This window comes from Brevibacillus ginsengisoli, from assembly GCF_050113715.1.
Classification (GTDB): Bacteria; Bacillota; Bacilli; order Brevibacillales; family Brevibacillaceae; genus Brevibacillus_H; species Brevibacillus_H ginsengisoli.
The window spans coordinates 393,746-413,500 of sequence record NZ_JBNJQR010000002.1; the positions used below are offsets into that span (position 1 = coordinate 393,746).

Annotated in this window: 13 protein-coding genes; 2 read left to right on the forward strand and 11 right to left on the reverse strand. The window is 44.0% G+C overall.

Features of this window, described 5'->3' with window-relative positions:
• Positions 1-23: 23 nt before the first annotated feature.
• The 11 genes from ACQCN2_RS05470 to ACQCN2_RS05520 all read right to left on the reverse strand — a co-directional run bounded on the left by ACQCN2_RS05470 (position 24) and on the right by ACQCN2_RS05520 (position 16,591).
• Complete coding sequence (locus ACQCN2_RS05470) at positions 24-4,766, reverse strand: beta-ketoacyl synthase N-terminal-like domain-containing protein (protein WP_426927882.1); 4,743 nt, start codon at positions 4,764-4,766, stop codon at positions 24-26.
• A gap of 455 nt (positions 4,767-5,221) precedes the next feature.
• Positions 5,222-6,289, reverse strand: a complete 1,068-nt coding sequence (locus ACQCN2_RS05475; protein ID WP_426927883.1) for an ABC transporter substrate-binding protein — start codon at positions 6,287-6,289, stop codon at positions 5,222-5,224.
• A 35-nt stretch (positions 6,290-6,324) separates the two neighbouring features.
• Positions 6,325-7,107 carry an ABC transporter permease gene (locus ACQCN2_RS05480; RefSeq protein ID WP_426927884.1) on the reverse strand — a complete coding sequence of 261 codons (783 nt, stop codon included), beginning with the start codon at positions 7,105-7,107 and terminating at the stop codon, positions 6,325-6,327.
• Positions 7,108-8,004: an ABC transporter permease gene (locus ACQCN2_RS05485; RefSeq protein WP_426927885.1), complete on the reverse strand. Its 897-nt coding sequence runs from the start codon at positions 8,002-8,004 to the stop codon at positions 7,108-7,110.
• A 14-nt stretch (positions 8,005-8,018) separates the two neighbouring features.
• Entirely contained in the window at positions 8,019-9,152 is a 1,134-nt protein-coding gene (locus ACQCN2_RS05490; protein ID WP_426927886.1) for an ABC transporter ATP-binding protein, read from the reverse strand.
• A 28-nt stretch (positions 9,153-9,180) separates the two neighbouring features.
• Positions 9,181-10,779: an amidohydrolase gene (locus ACQCN2_RS05495; RefSeq protein WP_426927887.1), complete on the reverse strand. Its 1,599-nt coding sequence runs from the start codon at positions 10,777-10,779 to the stop codon at positions 9,181-9,183.
• 54 nt (positions 10,780-10,833) lie between these two features.
• Positions 10,834-12,036, reverse strand: coding sequence for a saccharopine dehydrogenase family protein (locus ACQCN2_RS05500; RefSeq protein ID WP_426927888.1), 1,203 nt, complete (start codon positions 12,034-12,036; stop codon positions 10,834-10,836).
• Positions 12,037-12,453: 417 nt separating this feature from the next.
• Positions 12,454-13,803 (reverse strand): MFS transporter, encoded by a 1,350-nt coding sequence (locus ACQCN2_RS05505; protein ID WP_426927889.1) that lies wholly within the window; start codon positions 13,801-13,803, stop codon positions 12,454-12,456.
• Between the two features lie 213 nt (positions 13,804-14,016).
• Positions 14,017-15,138, reverse strand: a complete 1,122-nt coding sequence (locus ACQCN2_RS05510; RefSeq protein ID WP_426927890.1) for a cupin domain-containing protein — start codon at positions 15,136-15,138, stop codon at positions 14,017-14,019.
• A 27-nt stretch (positions 15,139-15,165) separates the two neighbouring features.
• On the reverse strand, positions 15,166-15,639 hold the full coding sequence (locus ACQCN2_RS05515) for a DinB family protein (protein WP_426927891.1): 474 nt from the start codon (positions 15,637-15,639) through the stop codon (positions 15,166-15,168).
• Positions 15,640-15,655: 16 nt separating this feature from the next.
• Positions 15,656-16,591 (reverse strand): fumarylacetoacetate hydrolase family protein, encoded by a 936-nt coding sequence (locus ACQCN2_RS05520; protein WP_426927892.1) that lies wholly within the window; start codon positions 16,589-16,591, stop codon positions 15,656-15,658.
• A gap of 318 nt (positions 16,592-16,909) precedes the next feature.
• On the opposite strand from ACQCN2_RS05520, the gene ACQCN2_RS05525 reads away from it, so the two are divergent.
• Entirely contained in the window at positions 16,910-17,668 is a 759-nt protein-coding gene (locus tag ACQCN2_RS05525) for an IclR family transcriptional regulator (protein WP_426927893.1), read from the forward strand.
• Between the two features lie 326 nt (positions 17,669-17,994).
• Positions 17,995-19,749: an LTA synthase family protein gene (locus ACQCN2_RS05530; RefSeq protein WP_426927894.1), complete on the forward strand. Its 1,755-nt coding sequence runs from the start codon at positions 17,995-17,997 to the stop codon at positions 19,747-19,749.
• The last annotated feature ends 6 nt before the right edge of the window (positions 19,750-19,755 follow it).

The following is a 19,755-nucleotide window of genomic DNA, read 5'->3' on the forward strand; positions in this document are numbered from 1 at the left end:
GACCAGGCTCAAACCAGGGGGCTTTATCTGAAAAAAACGTTTTGTTTCACTTCATCATTCACTCTTTGGACACGGGATGTAAAGTAGTCGATCAGTTTTCGTAAGGTATGGTAATCACGTACACGAAAACCGCTTTCCTGCTCCAAACCATAGTGTTGGCGAGCGTCTGCGAGAATGGCCACTTGCTTCACCGTATCGATTCCGAGATCAGCTTCCAGATCAAGATCAAGCTCCAGCATGTCTTTGGGATAACCTGTACGCTGAACCATGAGGGAAAGGATGAGTTCAGTCACTTCTTCCCTTATTTCTCCTTCACTTCTCGATTGTGCCTGCTGCTCTATGACTGGCTGTTCGTTATGAACCATGGTGACAGGCTCTTGTTTAGATGCCGGTTCTTCATGAAGACTCGACACCGCCTTTTCTAGCTGTGAGCCCCATTGTTTGATTTGTGCTTGCATTGGATGTGACTCTTCAATTCTTTCACTCGTACGGGATTGCAAGAAGGCATCAATCATATCTCGCAACGATTTCAAAAATAATAGAGTCGCTTGCTCTCCTACTGAGGTTTCTTGTATTCTTTCTTGTTTCACATTCATCTCGTTTCTCTCCTCATCTGCCAATTGGGGGTATAATTCAGCTTTACCGTGTACAAAAAGACACGCAAAAGTCCGATATATCTGTTTTTTTTCACCGATTTTGGGGTGAAGGGATGCTTGCGTCCAAAACTCGTTTCCTTTCAATGTCTCGGAAATATAAGAGCTCACTGCCCACTTAGGCCCACACTCCACAAATAGTCGAACACCTTGTTGGTACGCCTTTCCTATCGCTTGGCGCAGACGTACAGGTTCTACAAATTGACTTTCCAGCAAGGCAGGATACTTATGCAGCGACATGTTCCCCAGCTCTTCGCCAGTAATCGTCGAGATAATCCCGTACTTCGGCGGCGAAAAAGTGCACCTATCCAACACGCGACGATAAGGAGGGCGAGCGTTGGCAATCATCATGGAATGGTAGCCATGAGATACCGGCAGCACTTCAGATTGGATATGTTCTCTGTCTAAAATGTCGCGCAGTTGCCTTAGTGTCTCAGTCTCACCGGATACGATACACATGCCCGGGCTATTATCGGCAGAGACCTCACAATATCCATGGACACTGCGAAAATACATTCTCACTTCTTCAGCGGAGCAGTAGACGGTCAACATTTGCCCCGAATCCGGTTGTTGTAAGGAAAGGACGGAAAGCGTACGCTCACGCACAGCTTTGAGCGCATCTCGTAAGGACATCGCTTCTACTGCGACAAGAGCCGCCAACTCTCCTGCGCTTTGACCGATGGCTGTATCGAATTGCAGACCATAAGCACGTAGCAAGGTAAAGATCGCGCAATTCACGGCAAAGACAGCACAGTGGATATCCTCGTCGGTTTGTTGGAAAGCTTCGGGATTTTCCGTGAAAAACGTTTCGGTCAATGACTTTCCACATAACGCTTGGTATTCCTCATCTACTCGTTTCATGAATGCAGCCACGATGGGAAAACACCCCATAGCCTCTTTAAGCATATTGGCGTATTGCACACCCTGCCCGGGAAAAACGACCGCCACTTTCAATGAAGGGTCCACTTTTGCGGCAAAAATACCTTGTTGCCGTAAGAAATCAGGTTGAATGCCTTTGGATAACGCACTCGCCAACAGCTTTGATTTGCGCAATAATTCACGAGGACGATCGGCTACAACCGCGATCCGATAATTTTCTTTGTCCTGCTGATGAATGGTTCCCTGCCATTGCTGCAAAGTCTGAAAGTACGTTTGATCCGTGACATTTAGCATTTCTACCGCCAAGGTCACCAACCGCTGTGCACAAATCTCAAGACTCTCGCCTTGTAGGATAGCGATAGGCAATACATCATGTGTTTCATGAGTCGGATTCATTACGTATTCCTCCACGATGATATGACTGTTTGCGCCGCCTAAACCAAAGCCGCTGACACCCGCTCGTCTTGGCTGTCCATTGGCGGACTCCCACCGCTCACACGCTGTTACTACCCGAATATTGCCATTCGTTTGAGCAATCATTGGATTTTGCGCCTTGATGTGCAGCGAAGGAGGTATGACACCCTCTCGCAAAGCAAAAATGGTTTTCATCATCGCCGGCACAGCAGCTCCAGCCAGCAAATGTCCAATATTGGACTTGACGGATCCGATACGCATTGGCTTTTTACGTTCCTTACCATACGCCCTCGTCATCGCCTCAATCTCGATTGCGTCACCCATCGCCGTGCCAGTACCATGACATTCGACATAATCGACTTGCTCTGGTGACAGTCCGGCCTGCTGCAGCGCTTGCTCCATAGCACTTGTTTCCCCTTCTAGAGAAGGCGCGAGGATGGAACCGCTTTTGCCATCTGATGTGCTTGCGACCGAGCGTATGACTGCTAAAATAAGTTGACCATCCTTCTGGGCATCCGACAAGCGGCGCAGAACGAAAAAGCCACCGCCCTCTCCAGGCACAAAACCGTCCGCATGGGCATCAAATGGACGAATGGTATCCGCGGACAACGCCTGAATGCCACAACCTCCGATGTAGAATTCGGGAGCCATATCCGCATTGATACCGCCAACTAGCACCACATCACTCGTCTTGTGCCGCAGTGATTGGACTCCTAATAAAAAGGCTAAATGCGCCGAGCAGCAAGCACCATCCGTGGCATACTGAGCTCCCTGAAAGTCAAAATGCTTACCAATTCGTCCTGCGGTAAGACTTCCCAAATAGCCTGGTAAGGTATCTTCGTTTACCTCTGGCAAGTCGGCGAAAAAACGTTGTCTGCTTTCTTCAAGGATGGCACGACTAATGTCGGTCGAGACGCTGCCTCCCCATTCTTGCAAGACTTCCGATACGATACTTTCCACCTCTTGATAATTCACCCGTGCATCCGCACGTAATTTCTTTTTTTGATAGGCGAGAAAGCCTACGATGACCGAGGTTGCTTCTCGATTCCATGTTTCAGGATCATAGTTTGCGTCTTGTAGTGCGCGCGCTGCACATTCCAAAGCAAGATAATGCGAGTCATCGACATATGCAGCAGATGTTGGTGGAATTATCCATTTGAGAGAATCAGATTCCAGCGAAGATAGGAATCCTCCCTTTTTCGTGTAGGTCTTCTTGGTGTTTGTTTTGCGTTCATCATAGTAAAGTTCAATGTCAAAGCGTTGTGCGGGAATAGTCGTGATCGAATCTTTCCCCGCCAAGAGATTCTCCCAAAACATCTCCACATCTTCTGCATCCGGAAATATGCCTGCCATACCAATAATGGCAATAAGCTCGTTTTCGTAGGCTGAGAGAGACGTATCGTCCTGTTGGCTTTCCTCTCTAGTCGCGTATGCTTCCAAAACAGCATGATAATTGGTTCCTCCAAACCCGAAGGAACTGATAGCAGCTCTCGGGAGTTCAGCACCGTTTTGCGGATGTAACTCCATCGATCTTTGCGGGATAATAAAAGGGGTCTCTGATATTTTCATGAGTGGATTGGGTGACTCAAAGTGAATCTGGGGAGGAATTGTGCGATGATACAGGGTCAAGACAGCGCGCAAAAGTCCAGTCGCGCCGGCCGCTGCGCCTAGATGGCCGACATTGGCTTTTGCCGAACCCAATGCAATTCGATACGATGCTCCGCTCTTGTGAAAACGAGACAATGCCTTCACTTCACTGACATCGCCTACTTGAGTGCCTGTCGCATGACACTCGATATAGCTGATGGTCGTCGGGTCGATACGGGCATCGTCATACGCGCGCTGCATGGCAAGCGCTTGCCCTTGATCATCAGGAGCCACAATTGATTTGCCTCTGCCATCTGATGAATGCCCGATGCCTTTCAACACTGCGTATATCTTTTCACCATCCCGGTTCGCATCTGTCAGACGTTTGAGCGCAAACATTGCGGTGCCTTCTCCCAGCAGTGTCCCATCCGCTTGGGCATCAAATGCACGCAGCATCGATTCGGAGAGCCCTCCAATTTTGGCGAAAGCGATCATATTGAGCGGAGTTAAAATCTCACTTGCTCCTCCGATTAAAGCGAGATCGATGCTACCTTCTTGCAAAGCGCGACTGCCGGCTTCCAATGCCGCCAGGGAAGAAGCGTAGCCTGCATCTATCGACACATGTGGACCACGAATATCGAAGTATTGCGCAATTCTCCCACATGCGATGCTAGCGAGCGAATGCACGATCATATTTTCATTTGCTCCTGATTGAAAACTATCGTTCATACGTGTTTCGATGGTGTGAATCAGCTTTTCCTGCCATTCCGTAGACAGAGCCTGCATGCTCGGACTCTTGCGCAGTGCTTGCATAATCGCATCTTTGTGTATCTGAAGACATGTATCCTTTTGCCATGCTAATCCCGTCGAACCAATATAGATACCAGTGCGATGCTTTGGTAATACATTCACTTGTTCCAATGCTTGTGAGCCTGCATCGAGTATCATAAATTGCATCGGATTGCTGCCATTCACTTCGGACGGTGGAATTCGAAACTTTTTCCAATCAAATTGGTAGTTGCGGATGGCTCCTGCTGTTATCGTATACGTCTTATCTGTCTCGTCCCTGTTACTATTCATATAATTTTTCCAGTTCCAGCTATTGTGCGTATCCAGTGGTCGTAGGGCAGTATACCCTTTGATGTTGTTTTCCCAAAAAGTTTGAGGAGAAAATGCATCGGGCAAGATACAACCTAGACCCACGATCGCAATATCCTTATGGTGTGCGTTCAACTACAATACCTCCTAAGCTCATGAAAGCCGTACGACTTCCAAAAAACGACTCGCTTTCACTATATGCATCTTATATACCGAGATATATGGGAAATCGTTCCTGTGAACCAGGAATTTCGTCCTGTATAGTAAGGAAAAGGTAATGAATGGATATTCACAGAAAACAGGTCCATCATGGTGGTATCTGCCCATAATCGACCTGTTCGTTTTGACGCCACAATTTAGACAAGACATTTTGATCCTCCAAATTGACATGCCAAGAGTGGACTCGAACCTCAGTATAGAGAAAAATTGAAAGGGTGCGTATCGAGTAAATTACGTATTTCAATTGAGGGGTAGAATAAGTGGCTGTAACAAAAACAAGTGACCAAAAAGATGGTCACTTGTTTCTTAAGAACGACTTTTTAATCATTTCATCTTCTTTTTTTACGTCATTTACTGTTTCTTCCTTATTGTTACTCTAATAACCATTGCTCATAGCGTACCTGCACTTGATCGAAGTTCTTGATCCAATAGGAATCGTCGACGCTAATTTGCTGTTTCTGCAGCTCTGGTGTCACGCCAAGACGCTTCTTGTCTTGTTCCGATAACATGTCAATTGCCTTTTGGTTTGCTGGTGCGTATCGCGCTGTCTTCCCGAATTCAGCCTGGACTTCCGGTGAAGTGGCGAAAGCGATGAATTTCATTGCCAGATCTTTGTTTTTGGTGCCTTTCGGAATGACCCAGCCTTCATATGCGCGGAACGCGTTTTCGTATGTGAAATCAACAGGCGACCCCTTTTGCTTCTGCAACTGGATCGTGCCGTCGTATGCGGTTGAAAGGGTTGCCGTTCCGTTCATCAACAGATCCGGCACCTGAGCTCCACTTGTCCACCATGTTTTAAAATTCTTCTTGATTTCATTCATCTTCTTGAATCCGCGATCCAAATCCAATGGATATAGCTTGTCGACGGGTACGCCGTCAGCAAGAAGCGCCATCTCCAGGATTGGGGCCGGGAATTTGTAGGCGGAACGTCCGCCAGGGTATTTGTTCACATCCCAGAAATCAGCCCACGTCTTCGGTGCATGTGCGGCATCTACTTTCGTGGTATTCCAACTCATTACGACCGCAAACGATTCTGAAGCGATGAAATGTTCGCTTGAGCTTTGCTCGTTGTATCCGTCTTTTTTGACGACGTTGTAATCCAGCGGTTCAAACAGCCCTTGGCTGCCAGCCAATCTGCCGTAGAACGAATCGACGTTCACGACATCCCACGTTACATTACCGCTGTCGACCATCGCTTTCAGCTTTCCGTAATCTGGCGGTGTTTCAATTTCAATCTTCACGTTGTATTTTTTCTCAAATGGCTCGATAATAGTTTTTTTGCGCATATCAATCAAATCCGCATCCCAGTCCACGATGGTCAGCTTCTGCACTTCTGCTGCACCTTGCCCTGAATTGTTCGCCGGCTCCGATTTGCTGCAAGCGAATAACGAACTGCTTAAAACGGTAATCAATGCAATGTTGCCGATCTTCTTCAACACGGTAATACCCCCTTTTTTGGTTTAGACGAATAAACCTACTCTTTCTGGTAACTCATTTTTGCAGATCGTGACGAAATCCATCCCTGAATGAGGAACAGCGCGACGGTCATTACAATCAACACGGTAGATACAACCGCAATGCTAGGATCGATGCTTGTTCGCAAGCTTTCCCAGTACTTGACCGGCAATGTTTTCGTATTGGCCCCCGCCATAAAAAGTGAAATGATCGGTTCATCAAACACGATCGAAAAGGCGAACAGCGCCCCCGAGATCACTCCAGGTTTAATCAATGGAAGCGTAACCTTGAAAAATGCGCCAACAGGCGTGGAACCCAGTCCCATAGCCGCCAATTCCAAATTGCGGTCGACCCCCTTCAAGCTGGAGGCCACCGTCGTAAATACGACCGGAATCGCAATGACCGCGTTTGACAAAATCATCCCTGTATACGTATCCGTCAATTTGAATGGAGCAAAAAAACGATACAAACCGATCGCAACTACAACTGCAGGAACGACCATTGGCGAAAGCATCAAGGGAATAAACAGTTTCTTGCCCCAAAAGCTTAAACGTATAAAGGCCAACGCAGCCATTGTGCCTAAAATAACCGATACAATCGCCGTCGTGCACCCGATGAACAGACTCCGCGAAAATACCTCGATCCATACCGGGCTATTCATCACTTTTTCATACCAAGTCAGCGAATAGCCTGGCGGTGGAAGTTGGAAATACGACACCGATGTAAACGATAACGGGATCACCAGCAGGATCGGGATCACAAACATAATCAGAATGATGGCGGATAGAATCCTAATCCACACTTACAAAACCCCCTTTACTGCTGAATGATTCCGAAAAATCAGAATTGGGATAAGTATCAGAATCATAGTCGCCGCCAGAAGAATAATGGAAAGTGCGGCCGCCAAATGCCAATTCAATGTCACGTTGATAAAATTCGCAATCAAATTGGAAATCATCATGTCCTTCGGGCCGCCCAGGATGACTGACGTAATGAAAAAACCGAGACTGAATACAAAACAAATCAGCACTCCTGCCACTACGCCTGGAATCGACAACGGGAACAATACGTCTCGAAACACTTTCCAAGGGCGAGCTCCCATGCCTTCCGCCGCCTGGAGCAATCGCTGGTCGATTCCTTGCATGACCGAATAAATGCAAAGCACCATGTAAGGAAACAAGTAATGAACCATCCCGACAACATTTCCGGTCATGGAGTAAAGAAGATGCACGGGTTCGTCGATTAAGCCAAGTCCCATCAGTATCGAATTGATCGGTCCTGTGTCTTGGAGCATGACCACCCACGTAAACGTCCGTATGAGCACGCTGATCCAAAATGGAATCATAATGAGTGCCAGCACCACTCTTTTCCATTTCTCCGACTTCATCTGGTAGAGCGTGTATGCAATCGGATAGCCAAATAGCAAGCTGGCTATGGTCGCAATCAAGGAAACGTTAAATGTGTAGAGTACAACCTTTACATAAACCGGTGTGGTGAACACCTGAAGGATGTATTCAAATGTGTAGGATTCTCCGTTATGCACGCCTAATTTCATTATTTTGATAATTGGGAAAAATGTAAGCAAAAACATGTACAATGCCGGAATGATCACGAGAAGCCAATGCAAGCCCGGCACTGCAGATAGGGTAAATCTTCTTTTCAACGGCATTGTCGTCATGTTCACTTCAGCGTTATTCATGGATAATGCGCCCCTTAGGATATTTTGGCTGCTCCCCTGATGTCGTTATCGTCAGGTTTCAACGTTGTCTCATCGGGTACAAGCGCTGCTTCAGTGGCATTCCAGCCGATTCGGATTTCATCGCCAACGGCAATCTCCCTTGATGAAGCATAAGGCAGCTTGATGGTCAGCCTTTCCTTCGTTTTGGTCGTCCCTTCGATTCGAAACGATTCCCCAACATATGTTTTTTCCAGCACCGTCAATTCGTGAATGTTCGTAAATACTTCCCCATCTCGAACGACATGGATATTCTCCGGCCGAATCGCAATCAACACCGCTGACTGGTCAAGAACGTCCGACTGCTCTACTCTCACCTTGGCAACCTGGCCGTCTAGCAGCTTCACCACGGCCATACCCGCATCTGTATGGATGAGCTCACTTTGAAGTAAATTAATTTCCCCGATGAAAGCCGAAACGAATTTGCTCTTCGGGTGGTTATACAGTCGTTCCGGCGTATCGATTTGTTCGATGCGACCTTTGTTCATGACGCAGATTCGATCCGACATGGTCAGCGCCTCTTCCTGATCGTGCGTCACATTGACTGTAGTAATCCCGAGATTTTGCTGAATATGTTTAATTTCATACTGCATTTGATGACGCAAGTTTTTATCCAGCGCACCAAGCGGTTCGTCCAGCAAAAGGAGCGGAGGATTGAATACAATTGCCCTGGCGAGCGCAACCCTCTGCTGCTGGCCGCCGCTAAGCTGATTCGGATAGCGTGAAGCAAATTCTTCGAGTCTGACGGTCTGAAGAGCACGGCTTACATGCTCTTTGATATCCGCCTTCGAATTGTTACGCAGTCGCAAAGGGTAGGCAATATTGTCAAAAACCGTCATGTGCGGAAACAGGGCGTAATTCTGGAAAACCATGCCGATATTGCGGTCATACGCTTTCTTTTTCGTGATGTCCTGACCGTCCAAAAAAATCGAGCCATCGTTCAGCTCTTCAAATCCTGCGATCAGTTTCAGCAACGTCGTCTTCCCAGAACCGCTCGGCCCCAAAATGGTGACAAATTCTCCTTGTTTGATTGATAGATTGACGTTGTCTACCGCCTTATATTTCTTATAAAATTTCAGCGCGCTTTTAATGTCCAAATGAGCTGTCATCATCACTCTCTCCTGTTCTTTGGCATTCAAGCTATTTTTCATATACCACTTTGCCATCCATGATGGTCAACTCAACATTAGAATCCTTAATCTGCTCCGCTGGCACGTTGAACAAATCACGGTCAAGAACGACCAGGTCAGCCAGTTTGCCTGCTTCCAGGGTACCCAATTCACCTTCCCTAAACACGCCGTAGGCCGCTGTTGCTGTATACGCTTTCAAAGCTTCCGCCAATGTTATTGCTTCTTTCTCATTAAACAGCCCACCGTCGTTTGCGGATCTTGTTACGGTACGATAGATTTCCATCATCGGATTTAACGTGACGATCGGATAGTCAGTGTTGAGCACGACTTTTGCGCCAGCATCCAGAAGTGATCGGACGGCAAATGTGTACTGCTGTCGTTCACCGAGGCACGAAAAATAGTGGTTCTTGTTAATCAGGCCCATGTGATCCGGCTGCATGGACGCAATCACGTCCAGTTTTTGAAAACGCGCAAGATCATCGGGATGCACCACTTCGATATGCTCGATGGTATGTCTGGAATCTCGTGTCCCATTCACTCGCTGCGCTTCCTCAAACAAATCAAGCGCATGGCGGACGGCACCGTCTCCGACTGCATGGAAGCGAATGCGGAATCCTTCTTTATCGGCGGCAAGCACGTATTCCTTCATCGACTCGGGAGGATTGGGGCCACACGTCTCTGGCAAATCCGAATACGGATCCACGAGAAGAGCTGTGTGTGTCGTTACTACCCCGTCCAAAAATTCTTTCAGGCCGGAAAATCTCAGTGTCCCAGACGTGTACCTGTCCCGGTGCTGCCTCGCACGTTCGATATTGTCGTCAAGCCCAATCAAAAAGTGAATGCGGGTGGTCAACCTGCCTTCTCGCTCGAATTCCTCATAAAGTGGAAGTTCATTCAATTCCAAGTCGGTCACTTTGAAAATATCGGTGATCGAGGTAACACCAAACTTTGCGCAATGGCCCAGAAACGTCTCGAACACTTGGCTCTTCCTGTCTGCCGGAAGTTTCATTGCATGTCGAGAAGCCATACTGGCCGCTGCTTCATAAAGAATTCCCGTCGGCTCGTTGTGCTCATCTCTCATGATTTCTCCATTCGGTGGGTCTGGTGTATTCCGGTCAATGCCGAGTAACTCCAGAGCCTTCGTATTCACCCACACCGTATGGCCTGACGCATGGAACAAAAACACAGGGCGATCCGGGATGACGGCATCCAATGTCGAACGATGCGGCAGATTCGGCTCATCCCAGTACGTATGATACCAACTATAGCCTTGCACCCACTCGTCATCTGGCCTAGACTTAGCAAACTCGGCGACCATCGCAGCCACTTCACTCTCGGATCGCGCTTCCAGGAGGTTTACATGATCCTCCATCAGGCAGCCAGGTACAACATGAAGATGCATATCGTTAAACCCTGGGATAACAAGTTTATCCGCAAAGTGATAATTCTTCGTGTCAGGCCCGATGAGTGCTTCCCATTCATTCTGGTCGCCAACTCCCACAATTCTGTTCCCTTTGATAGCGATGGCAGCCGGTTTCGGCGCATTTTCAATACCAGTAAACACTGCGTTGCTTGTGATTAGCATATCGAGCTGATCCGCATGCTGCATTTCTTAACCCCCTCAACAAAGTAGTACTAGTAAAAAAGCAATAATCGTACCAACCTACTGTTTTTTCGTCTCGCTGTATGTGATATAAAGCTCGACGTTTTTCTTTTCTAAATACGAAATGAACGCTTCAGGATCTATGCACAGCTCTGGTGGTTTGACACCTTTCTCTGTAATTTCGCCCTTTAACAGCATCTGGGAAACGATGGAGGCAGGAATCGCTGTGGCATACTGGGTTGGACTCACGCCCCATTCCTCATGATAGCCGGTCAACAGTTCCAATCGAACGCGTGCATCGTTGCCATTCTTCTTCCCAACGACTTCGACCAAGAGCGAATCTTTGCCCCAGACAGGTTTTTCTTTTCTGGAAAGCACCTTGCCGAGCAAGGAAACCAGCTGCCTGCGTGGAACCGTGCCGTCCTCCAATTCCGATGTGTCTACAAGCCCTAACTCTTCTAGCATTTTGATTTTCTCGATGGTCGCTGGATCCCATGTGTCTTTGTAAGTGATTTCTTTTACCCCCGGGAAACTTGTAGGCAGTGTGGCCAGTTCTGAATGAATGATGGAATACGTTTTTTGGATGCCTAAATCTTTATGAAAATGTGTAAATTCCTCATCTGCCAGCGGCGGGATCTCTACCAGAACACCGTTTTTGACTGCAATGGCGTTTTTTACCGCTTCATCGATGACCGTATCTGCCGCGAAGGCAAATGTTGCGCCTGAAGACGTAGAACCATAGCGGATATGAAATTCTTCAGCGGAATCAAGCAGGTTTACGCCGTATCGGCAAAAAATGTTTGAAGAGCCCGGATCGGAACCCATCCCCGTTATCGCGAGAATATTCGCTTCCTTCATTTGGGCATCAAGCTTCAACTGTTCATTCGTCATTTTGAACAATCCGCCCAAATCAAGCACGTCGACGCCAACGGCTGAAGCCGCTTTCATCGCATCCAGATTGAAGATGTAGTTTGTTGCATTGACGCAAACCCTTCCTTGCTTCAGTACTTCTTTCGTCGCTTCCAAGTCTCTGATATTCAGCGTAGTGGTCGTGATCTTTTTGCCAATCCATCTCTCCAGTTCCATCAGTCTCGTCTCATCCAGGTCAGCCGCAACGACGTCGATTCCGCTTTCTACCAAATCTTTGACAATTACTTTGCCGATGGTGCCTGTCGCACCTAATACAACTACTTTTTCCAAGAGAATCCCTCCGAATATCGTTTCTTCGCCACACCGTTGTTCAGCTCTCACTAATCTCGGCATGTATACACTCTCTTGAATAGCAACTATTATTCCAACCGAATTTGACAAAAAACGGGCGATTTCCGGTTCTATTTTACTAACATGATGCCATCGCGCATCGGAACTTGATGAAGTAACGCATCAACTGAAGCGTATGATGCAAAAAAGCCTCTCGTGTGGAGTGATGTGTCCTCCCTTATACGTATCCTCTGAAATATACAATTACACAATCCTTTACCAATCCCTTTTTATGTAAAAAGAAATCCCAGACGAGTAACGGGGGACTCGATAAAAACGGAAAGGTTGCTTATCGGGTAATATAAAAAGATGACCCATCAGAGGCTCACCTTTTAAAAAGTGTTCTTCTATGGGTCACAGTTTATCGGTAAAATTAAGGTTGTACTAGGCAATTATTACATTCAACAATTAAGCACTTAACTAACCAACAATTTGAATATCCGATTCTACCTTTATCGCTTGGTTTCTTTGTCCGTATTTCTCTTGAACAAACATAATCGCTAAGGCACAAATAATACAAGGTACAGCAAATGATAAGAAATTGTACTGAATTGGTAGACTTTTGCTTAATAAGAAACCACCTATAGCTGGACCTAAAATTCCTCCGATTCGCCCGATACCTAATGCCCATCCAATACCGGTGGATCTGATCTCAGTTGGATAAAACTGAGAAACATAACTATTTGCAATGATTTGTGTTCCTGTCGTTGTTCCCCCTGCAATAGCGATCAGTATATAAAGTAAAATCATGTTTGGCTTGAAGCTTAAAAGAGTTAACGATGTGAAAGCAATTAAAAAGAAGGTAATGAGCACTTTTCTAGCGCCAAATTGATCCGCTAACTTTCCGCCACAAATGGCTCCGATAACCGCTCCTATATTAAGTGTTAATAAGAAAGTTAAACTTGATCCTAGTGGATATCCAGCTGTCTGCATAATTTTGGGCAGCCAGGTACTTAACCCATACATAACAAGTAAGCACAAGAAGAAAGACACCCAAAACATCATCGTGCTTAAAGATCTTCTCTCTTTAAAAAGATACTTTACCGGAAATCCTTTAGTTTCATCTTGAGTGTTTAAAACAAATTCAACTCGATCATCCTGAATTTTATTTAATGAAAGCTTATTCAGAATTTGTTTAACTTTATGCTTTTCATTTTTAAGCATGTAGAATTGAATAGAATCGGGAAGTACCTTATACAGTACTGGTAAAATAAACAAGGGAAGTATAGATAACCATACAACAGCCCTCCAGCCGTAGTGAGGGAGTAATGCCAAAGCTCCTAACGAGGCGACTACTCCGCCTAAGGCATGTCCACTAAACATAACGGAAATGAGAGTACTTCTAATTTTTTTAGGTGAATACTCGGTGATTAACGCGATCAAATTGGGCATTACTCCTCCTAGTCCTAATCCCGCAATGAATCTCTGAAGGATAAAAGAGCTAATTCCACTCGCAAATCCAGAGGAAAATGTAAAGATGGAGAAGATCATTGTACAAGTTAAAATAACGTTTTTTCTCCCGAATTTATCAGCTACAGGTCCAAAGAGTAATGCACCCAGCATCATTCCAAATAGAGCCGAACTACTGATCGTTCCTGCTTCTACTGGGCTGATATGCCACTCTTTCATTAATGCCGGCAATATTGCTCCTATCATAAACATGTCGTATCCATCACAAACGATTACAAAAATACAGCAAATTAACAAAACGAGGTGAAAGCGGTTAAACTTGGAGTTATCAATCATTTCATTGACATTTATCGACTGCATTTCTCAACCTACCCTCTTATCGATTAGTATGAATTCAAGCGTTCTCCCACTAGCCCCCAAAAATATGTTTGGCGGCTAGAATTGCTGTGAATCTATGATGAGCGACTGTAATAGGAGAATAGGAATTTTAAAATATAGAACATTATGATAATTCAAGATGATTTATGATATCTAGCCTAGATGAGAAATGCTAGATATCATGTGTCATGGAATCTAAATGTGAGTGAGACTCAGGGGTTGGAATACCTCTTTGATTTCTTGATGTCCATTGTTCACATCTAAGTTTTCTTCACGCTCAATATTAAATTGTTCCATAATAGGCAAATCACTTACGGAGAACAAATAGGATTCTTCAGAAGCGACGTGTTCGTGCCATGCCCAGTTAGGAACTATGAAGATATCGCCTTTAGACCAATCAAAGCGAACTCCATTGATAACAGAGTAACCCGAACCCTTAAATACTTGGTAAATGGTTGAATGCGTGTGCCGATGAGCCTTGGAATGATATCCTGCTGGTAGTTTTTGCATCCATGCTGCAATCGTAGGATTCGCCGTCTTCCCGCTTGAAGGATTAATAAATTCTACAGCATAGCCGTCATATAAATCGATCTCAAATCTACTTAATCCTTCTAGTGCTGCAAGTGTTTTCTCCCACTTATAGGATCCAAGTGGAGCAATCTGTGATGTACGATCAGAAATTGGCCGAACCATTCCACCCTCATAGCGCTGCGCAGAGTAATTATCCGGAACGTTTGGTTGTTCAATTTGTTCAGGATGTGATTCAAAAAACGTTCCTGCAAGCGCATACATAGTCGGGATGTCTAAACAATCCAACCAGATCATTGGTTGAGATCCTAAATGTTCATGCCCATGCCAAAGTCCACCTGGTGTGATAAGGTAATCTCCTTCTTCCATAAAAATGCGTTGTCCTTGAACAATCGTATAAGCACCTTCGCCCTCAATAACGAATCGTAAAGCGTTTTGAGTGTGACGATGAGATGGGGCTATTTCGCCTGGCAGGATTAATTGAACGGCAGCATATAAGGTATTGGTTGTAGAAGCCCATCCCCATGGTTTTCGATCTTTTAGGCCAGGATTTTGAAGATAAATTGCTCGTCTTTCTCCACCACGTTCGGGTGTAAAGATCTCAGTAGCTTCCATCAGCTTAGCGTATAATATTTCCCACTTCCATAGATATGGAATCGCATCAGGAGTTGGCTGTTTGTGCATTAAGTCAGGAATTGCATTCCATAAAGGTCCTAAATGATAGTGTTCAATCTCTTGGTTGAACGCTTTTACCGTATCACTTTCCATGAAGCTATTTTTCTCAGCCATCGTCATCATCCCTTCAACGTAAATAATTTACACAGTTTGCTTCATGTTTCGTTTAATTTGTTCTAAGTGTTTCTGCATATGTTCCACTAAGAGATGGTCCACGATAAAACGAAGCGGTTTGGTTCCAAATCTAGGATTTCGACTTGGTGATTCTATCAGTAATTGCCTATCCGTTAATCCTTCTAACACTTCTACAACGATATTTTTATTGCTCTCAATTTGAAAGAGAATATCCTCGATCTTTCTTTGATTTGCAACGTCTACAGCTCTTAGTCTTTCTTCATCAGCTAATCCTCTTCCCCATTCGGCCCCTGGTTTTTTTACCAATTGCTCGATTTCTCTTAACCAATAAGGAATAGCTTCTTCAATATGACACAATACTTCCTTGATCGACCAAGCATCCATAGATGGTTTACGATTAAGCGTTTCGGAATCCATCCCTTTTACGAGAGCTGCGATTTGATCGGTTGTGGTATTTATGGATTCTATTGCTTTTTGCACGAGGGTGACCTCCAAACTATTGGAATTTTTTTACTTTATTTTCTAATACGCCAACTCCATCAATGGAAATACGAACCACATCCCCATCCTTTAAAAACACTTGTGGATCTCGGGCGACCCCAACCCCACCCGGTGTGCCGGTTAAAATAACGTCCCCTGGCTCCAGGGTCATTAAATTGGATAAGAATTCAACAAGGTATGGAACAGTAAATACCAGATTACTTGTATTGGTATGTTGTCGCTGTTCATCATTCACTGTAAGAACTACTTCTAATCCCGATGGATCCGAGAGTTCATCTGTCGTCACAAGCCAAGGACCCATTGGAGCACTGCCCTCGACAGTCTTTCCTTGAAGCCATTCAATTGTCCTGCGCTGAATATCACGATAAGTCACGTCATTTGCGATGGTATACCCGGCAACATATTCTAATGCTTCTTCCTTTGAAACATTTCGAGCGCGTTTTCCTATTACAAAAGCAAATTCAGCTTCATAATCGAGTTGTTCAGAAACTGGGAAAAACGGAATATCATCTTGCGGACCTATTATGGTATTAGCAAACTTGGCAAAGATAACCGGATAAGGGGGGATTTCTCGTCCCATTTCTAAAATATGTTCACGGTAGTTATGACCAACACAAATCATCTTCCCAGGATTTAGAACGGGAGCTTCAACTTTTACCTCGGATAATTCATAGACGACCTTGTATTGGTTACACGTTGGGTTACTTTTAACATAATCAATAGCCGATTTGGCTAATTCGATACTCTCTTTTCCACCCTGTAAAAAGTCGACCATATTTGAAGGGATATAAGCGTCTGCTATTTGTTTAGAACGTAGCTTTCCTTGCCCTTCCAAAAGGAATTGATACGCATAGTTAAGATCATAAATCACCTGATCCTCCTGACTACCAATTCGTACATTCCCTTGATATGAATAACTAACTAATTTCAACCCTCTCACCTCATTATCGAATTAGTGAACTTTGTTCTCTAAATTAATAATATTGTGACGGTGTTTATTTTGTCAATAATTTGTAACTTATTATTTTAAATTATTAGTCGTATTAAAATATTTTGAAATTGTACACACAATTTCAATTGCAAGCTTGAGATTTATGTGGCTGATATGATACCTTGTTTTGAGCAGACATTTAGTTCTGTCTAACTACCGCTTTACTCATTATTATGAAATTGGAAATCTCAAGTCTGTACTTAAATGAAATAAAATAATTTCGTGATAAATTAATTGTGGATAAGAGGAGTTGCTGCTGTGGACGATTTAAAAAAAGGAAGTACTATACAATCTCTACAAGTTGGGATGCATGTATTGGACATCATTCACCAAAATAAGGAGCCTATGTCTTTTGTAGATATTTGTGAAAAAACAAATATCACGAAAAGTAATTTATACAAATATTTAAATACATTTACTCAGCTAGGAATTCTCTATCGCCACAAAAAAGATGGAACCTACATTTTAGGTAGCAAATTGATTGAATATGGTATGGGTGCAGCAAATCATGAAAATGTCGTCGAAAGAGTCACACCCTATCTCCATGAAATTCATCAGGAATTAAATGAGACTACCCTACTAACCATTTGGACTCTACATGGACCAATGGTTGTAAATATGATCAATAAGACACAGGGTTTTAATATAGGAGTTCAAATTGGATCCACTTTGCCTATCCTTTCGGCTGTAGGAAAGATTTTTGCTGCTTCTGCCGAGCCAAGTATCGAAGAGTGGAAGAAAAGTTCTTGCAAAGAGTGGTCTGAACAGGAATTGTTAACCTTACAAAACGAGTTAGAGTTTGTCCGAACAAATCATATAAGTTTTGCTAATGAACCATTAGTCCCTTCAATATCATCAGTTGCGATACCAGTCAAAAATTTTAAAAAATCGGTCCTTGGTGCTATAGCGATCGTTGGCTTTTCTTCAAACATTGTAAGCGAAATCAATCACCCCATGAGTCAGTATTTATTAAAGATCGGAGAAGAGATATCTAGCGGATTTGGTTATCAAAGATAATTACCTCAACCCACCTCATTGGCTATTCAAAACTTGGTGGTCTTAAATTGTATACGAAAAACAAAAAAAGTTCCGATAACAGCGATTATCGGAACTTTTTTTGTCTAATTAAATATATAAACTGCATAATTTTTACTCCAAACTTGAAATAACTATGTTGAGTGCTGTGTATGTAAATTGTCTATTTATTGTATTAACTCAAGAACTTCTTGATTAATTTCACAAATTATGTTCTCTTTTAATAGTAGTTTATCGTTCAAGTAACGATGATCTGTAGTGGGAGTATAGTTCGACTCATTTCATTCATCAAAGAAGGGGCTTTTTTCGTGTTTTTTTATACAATCATCTCTACTCTAATTAAATTTGTTTTGTTCGAATGTTTCATGCTTAATTCATCCAACAGCTCATCTCAATGGATTCACTCCATTTTGATGATTCAGGATCGTTTGTATCTTTATGTTGCCTTTATTATCTTTTTCCTATCTGGTATTTGCTTGCTTCACAGTAAACATCGCAACTTGCTTTTAGTTGGAGCAAATGCTTTTCTTTCCCTTGTACTTATTGTTGATTTGAGCTATGCCCGCATGTTTCTCACAATGCCCTCGATTCACTCGCTCTTGCATGCGGAAAATGTTAAGGAGTTAGTAGAGAGTGTCGTCAACTTCACTCAATGGAGTGATCTGGTATTTATCGTGGATTTGCTTGTTATCGCTATATTCAATAAGAGATTAAAACCTTACTATTCTAGATTTCAACTTTCGCGACTTCCGATTTCCGTCATGTTCCTTTTATCTTTACTTGTAATATTATACATTCCTGTTACTACAACCTTTTTTGGGCAAAAAGATGAAAAGTCCCTATTCAAGATGATGGATTCTACGATTACTAGTTATAACTTGTCTCCGTTAGGCTACCATCTTTTGGACAGCTATCTCTTTTTTAAAGAAGGATTTCCTCAGCCATTGACCCAGACACAACAAAACCAAATCGGCTCATGGTTTATTGATAAAGAGGAACCTCTCCCAAACAACCAATATCAGGGCTTGTTTAAAGGGAAAAATTTAATTGTGATTCAGGTAGAGAGTCTTGAGCGGTTTGTACTGCAACGTACGATTGACGGCCAAGAAATCACACCCACGCTGAATAAAATGGTGAAGAATGGTCTTTATTTTTCTAATATTTACGAACAGGTGAATCAAGGAACTACCTCCGATGCCGAGTTTATGACGAACACTTCGATCTACCCGCTTCGTCAAGGGAGCACGTTCTTTAATGATCCTAACAACGTGTATCATTCTCTACCTGTTTTGTTAAAGCAAAACGAGTACTCAACCGTTGCTCTTCATTCCGATAAAGCTTCTTACTGGAACTGGGCGCAAGCCTTACGCTCAATCGGATTCGAGAAAACGGTTGATAGCAGTCATTTCGTACATGATGGAAATATTGGGATGGGGTTATCTGACGGTTCGTTTTTAAGACAAGCTGTCCCAGTACTGAATAGCATGAAACCGCCTTTTTATTCGTTTATCGTTACGTTGTCCAGTCACTTTCCTTACAACCTTCCAGATACCTATCGCGATTTAAAACTGGAAAAAAGTCTGGATCGCTCAGTCGCGGGTGGTTATATCCAAAGCGTTCATTATGTAGATAAGCAAATTGGCCAATTTCTAAATGAGTTGGACCGTAAAGGGATCTTGCAGAATAGTGTAGTCGTTGTGTATGGGGACCATGAAGGGGTTCACAAGTATTTTCGTAAAGAGATGAGTAGTTACCCTGAGTTTGCTAACGGTAAACGCGTCCCGTTGATCATCTATCATACAGGAATGGAGCCGAAACAGATTGATACCGTTGGAGGGCAAATTGATATTTTCCCAACACTGGCTTATCTGATGGGAGTTCCAGAGGAAAAGTACAAAGAAAGCGCAATTGGTCGAAACCTATTGAAAACAAGCAAAAGCTTTGCTGTGCTGTCCGATGAAACCTATGTGGGGACAAAAGTGACAGAGAGCGAAAAGCGTCATAGACAGCAGGGACTTTCCATTGCGGATCAAATGATCAGAAGTGATTACTTTCGGAACTAATAGGAA

Coding starts and splice junctions, on each gene's coding strand:
- ACQCN2_RS05485 (WP_426927885.1), bottom strand. CDS start 8,004: ATGAATAACGCTGAAGTGAACATGACGACAATGCCGTTGAAAAGAAGA.
- ACQCN2_RS05490 (WP_426927886.1), bottom strand. CDS start 9,152: ATGATGACAGCTCATTTGGACATTAAAAGCGCGCTGAAATTTTATAAG.
- ACQCN2_RS05495 (WP_426927887.1), bottom strand. CDS start 10,779: ATGCAGCATGCGGATCAGCTCGATATGCTAATCACAAGCAACGCAGTG.
- ACQCN2_RS05500 (WP_426927888.1), bottom strand. CDS start 12,036: ATGCCGAGATTAGTGAGAGCTGAACAACGGTGTGGCGAAGAAACGATA.
- ACQCN2_RS05505 (WP_426927889.1), bottom strand. CDS start 13,803: ATGCAGTCGATAAATGTCAATGAAATGATTGATAACTCCAAGTTTAAC.
- ACQCN2_RS05510 (WP_426927890.1), bottom strand. CDS start 15,138: ATGGCTGAGAAAAATAGCTTCATGGAAAGTGATACGGTAAAAGCGTTC.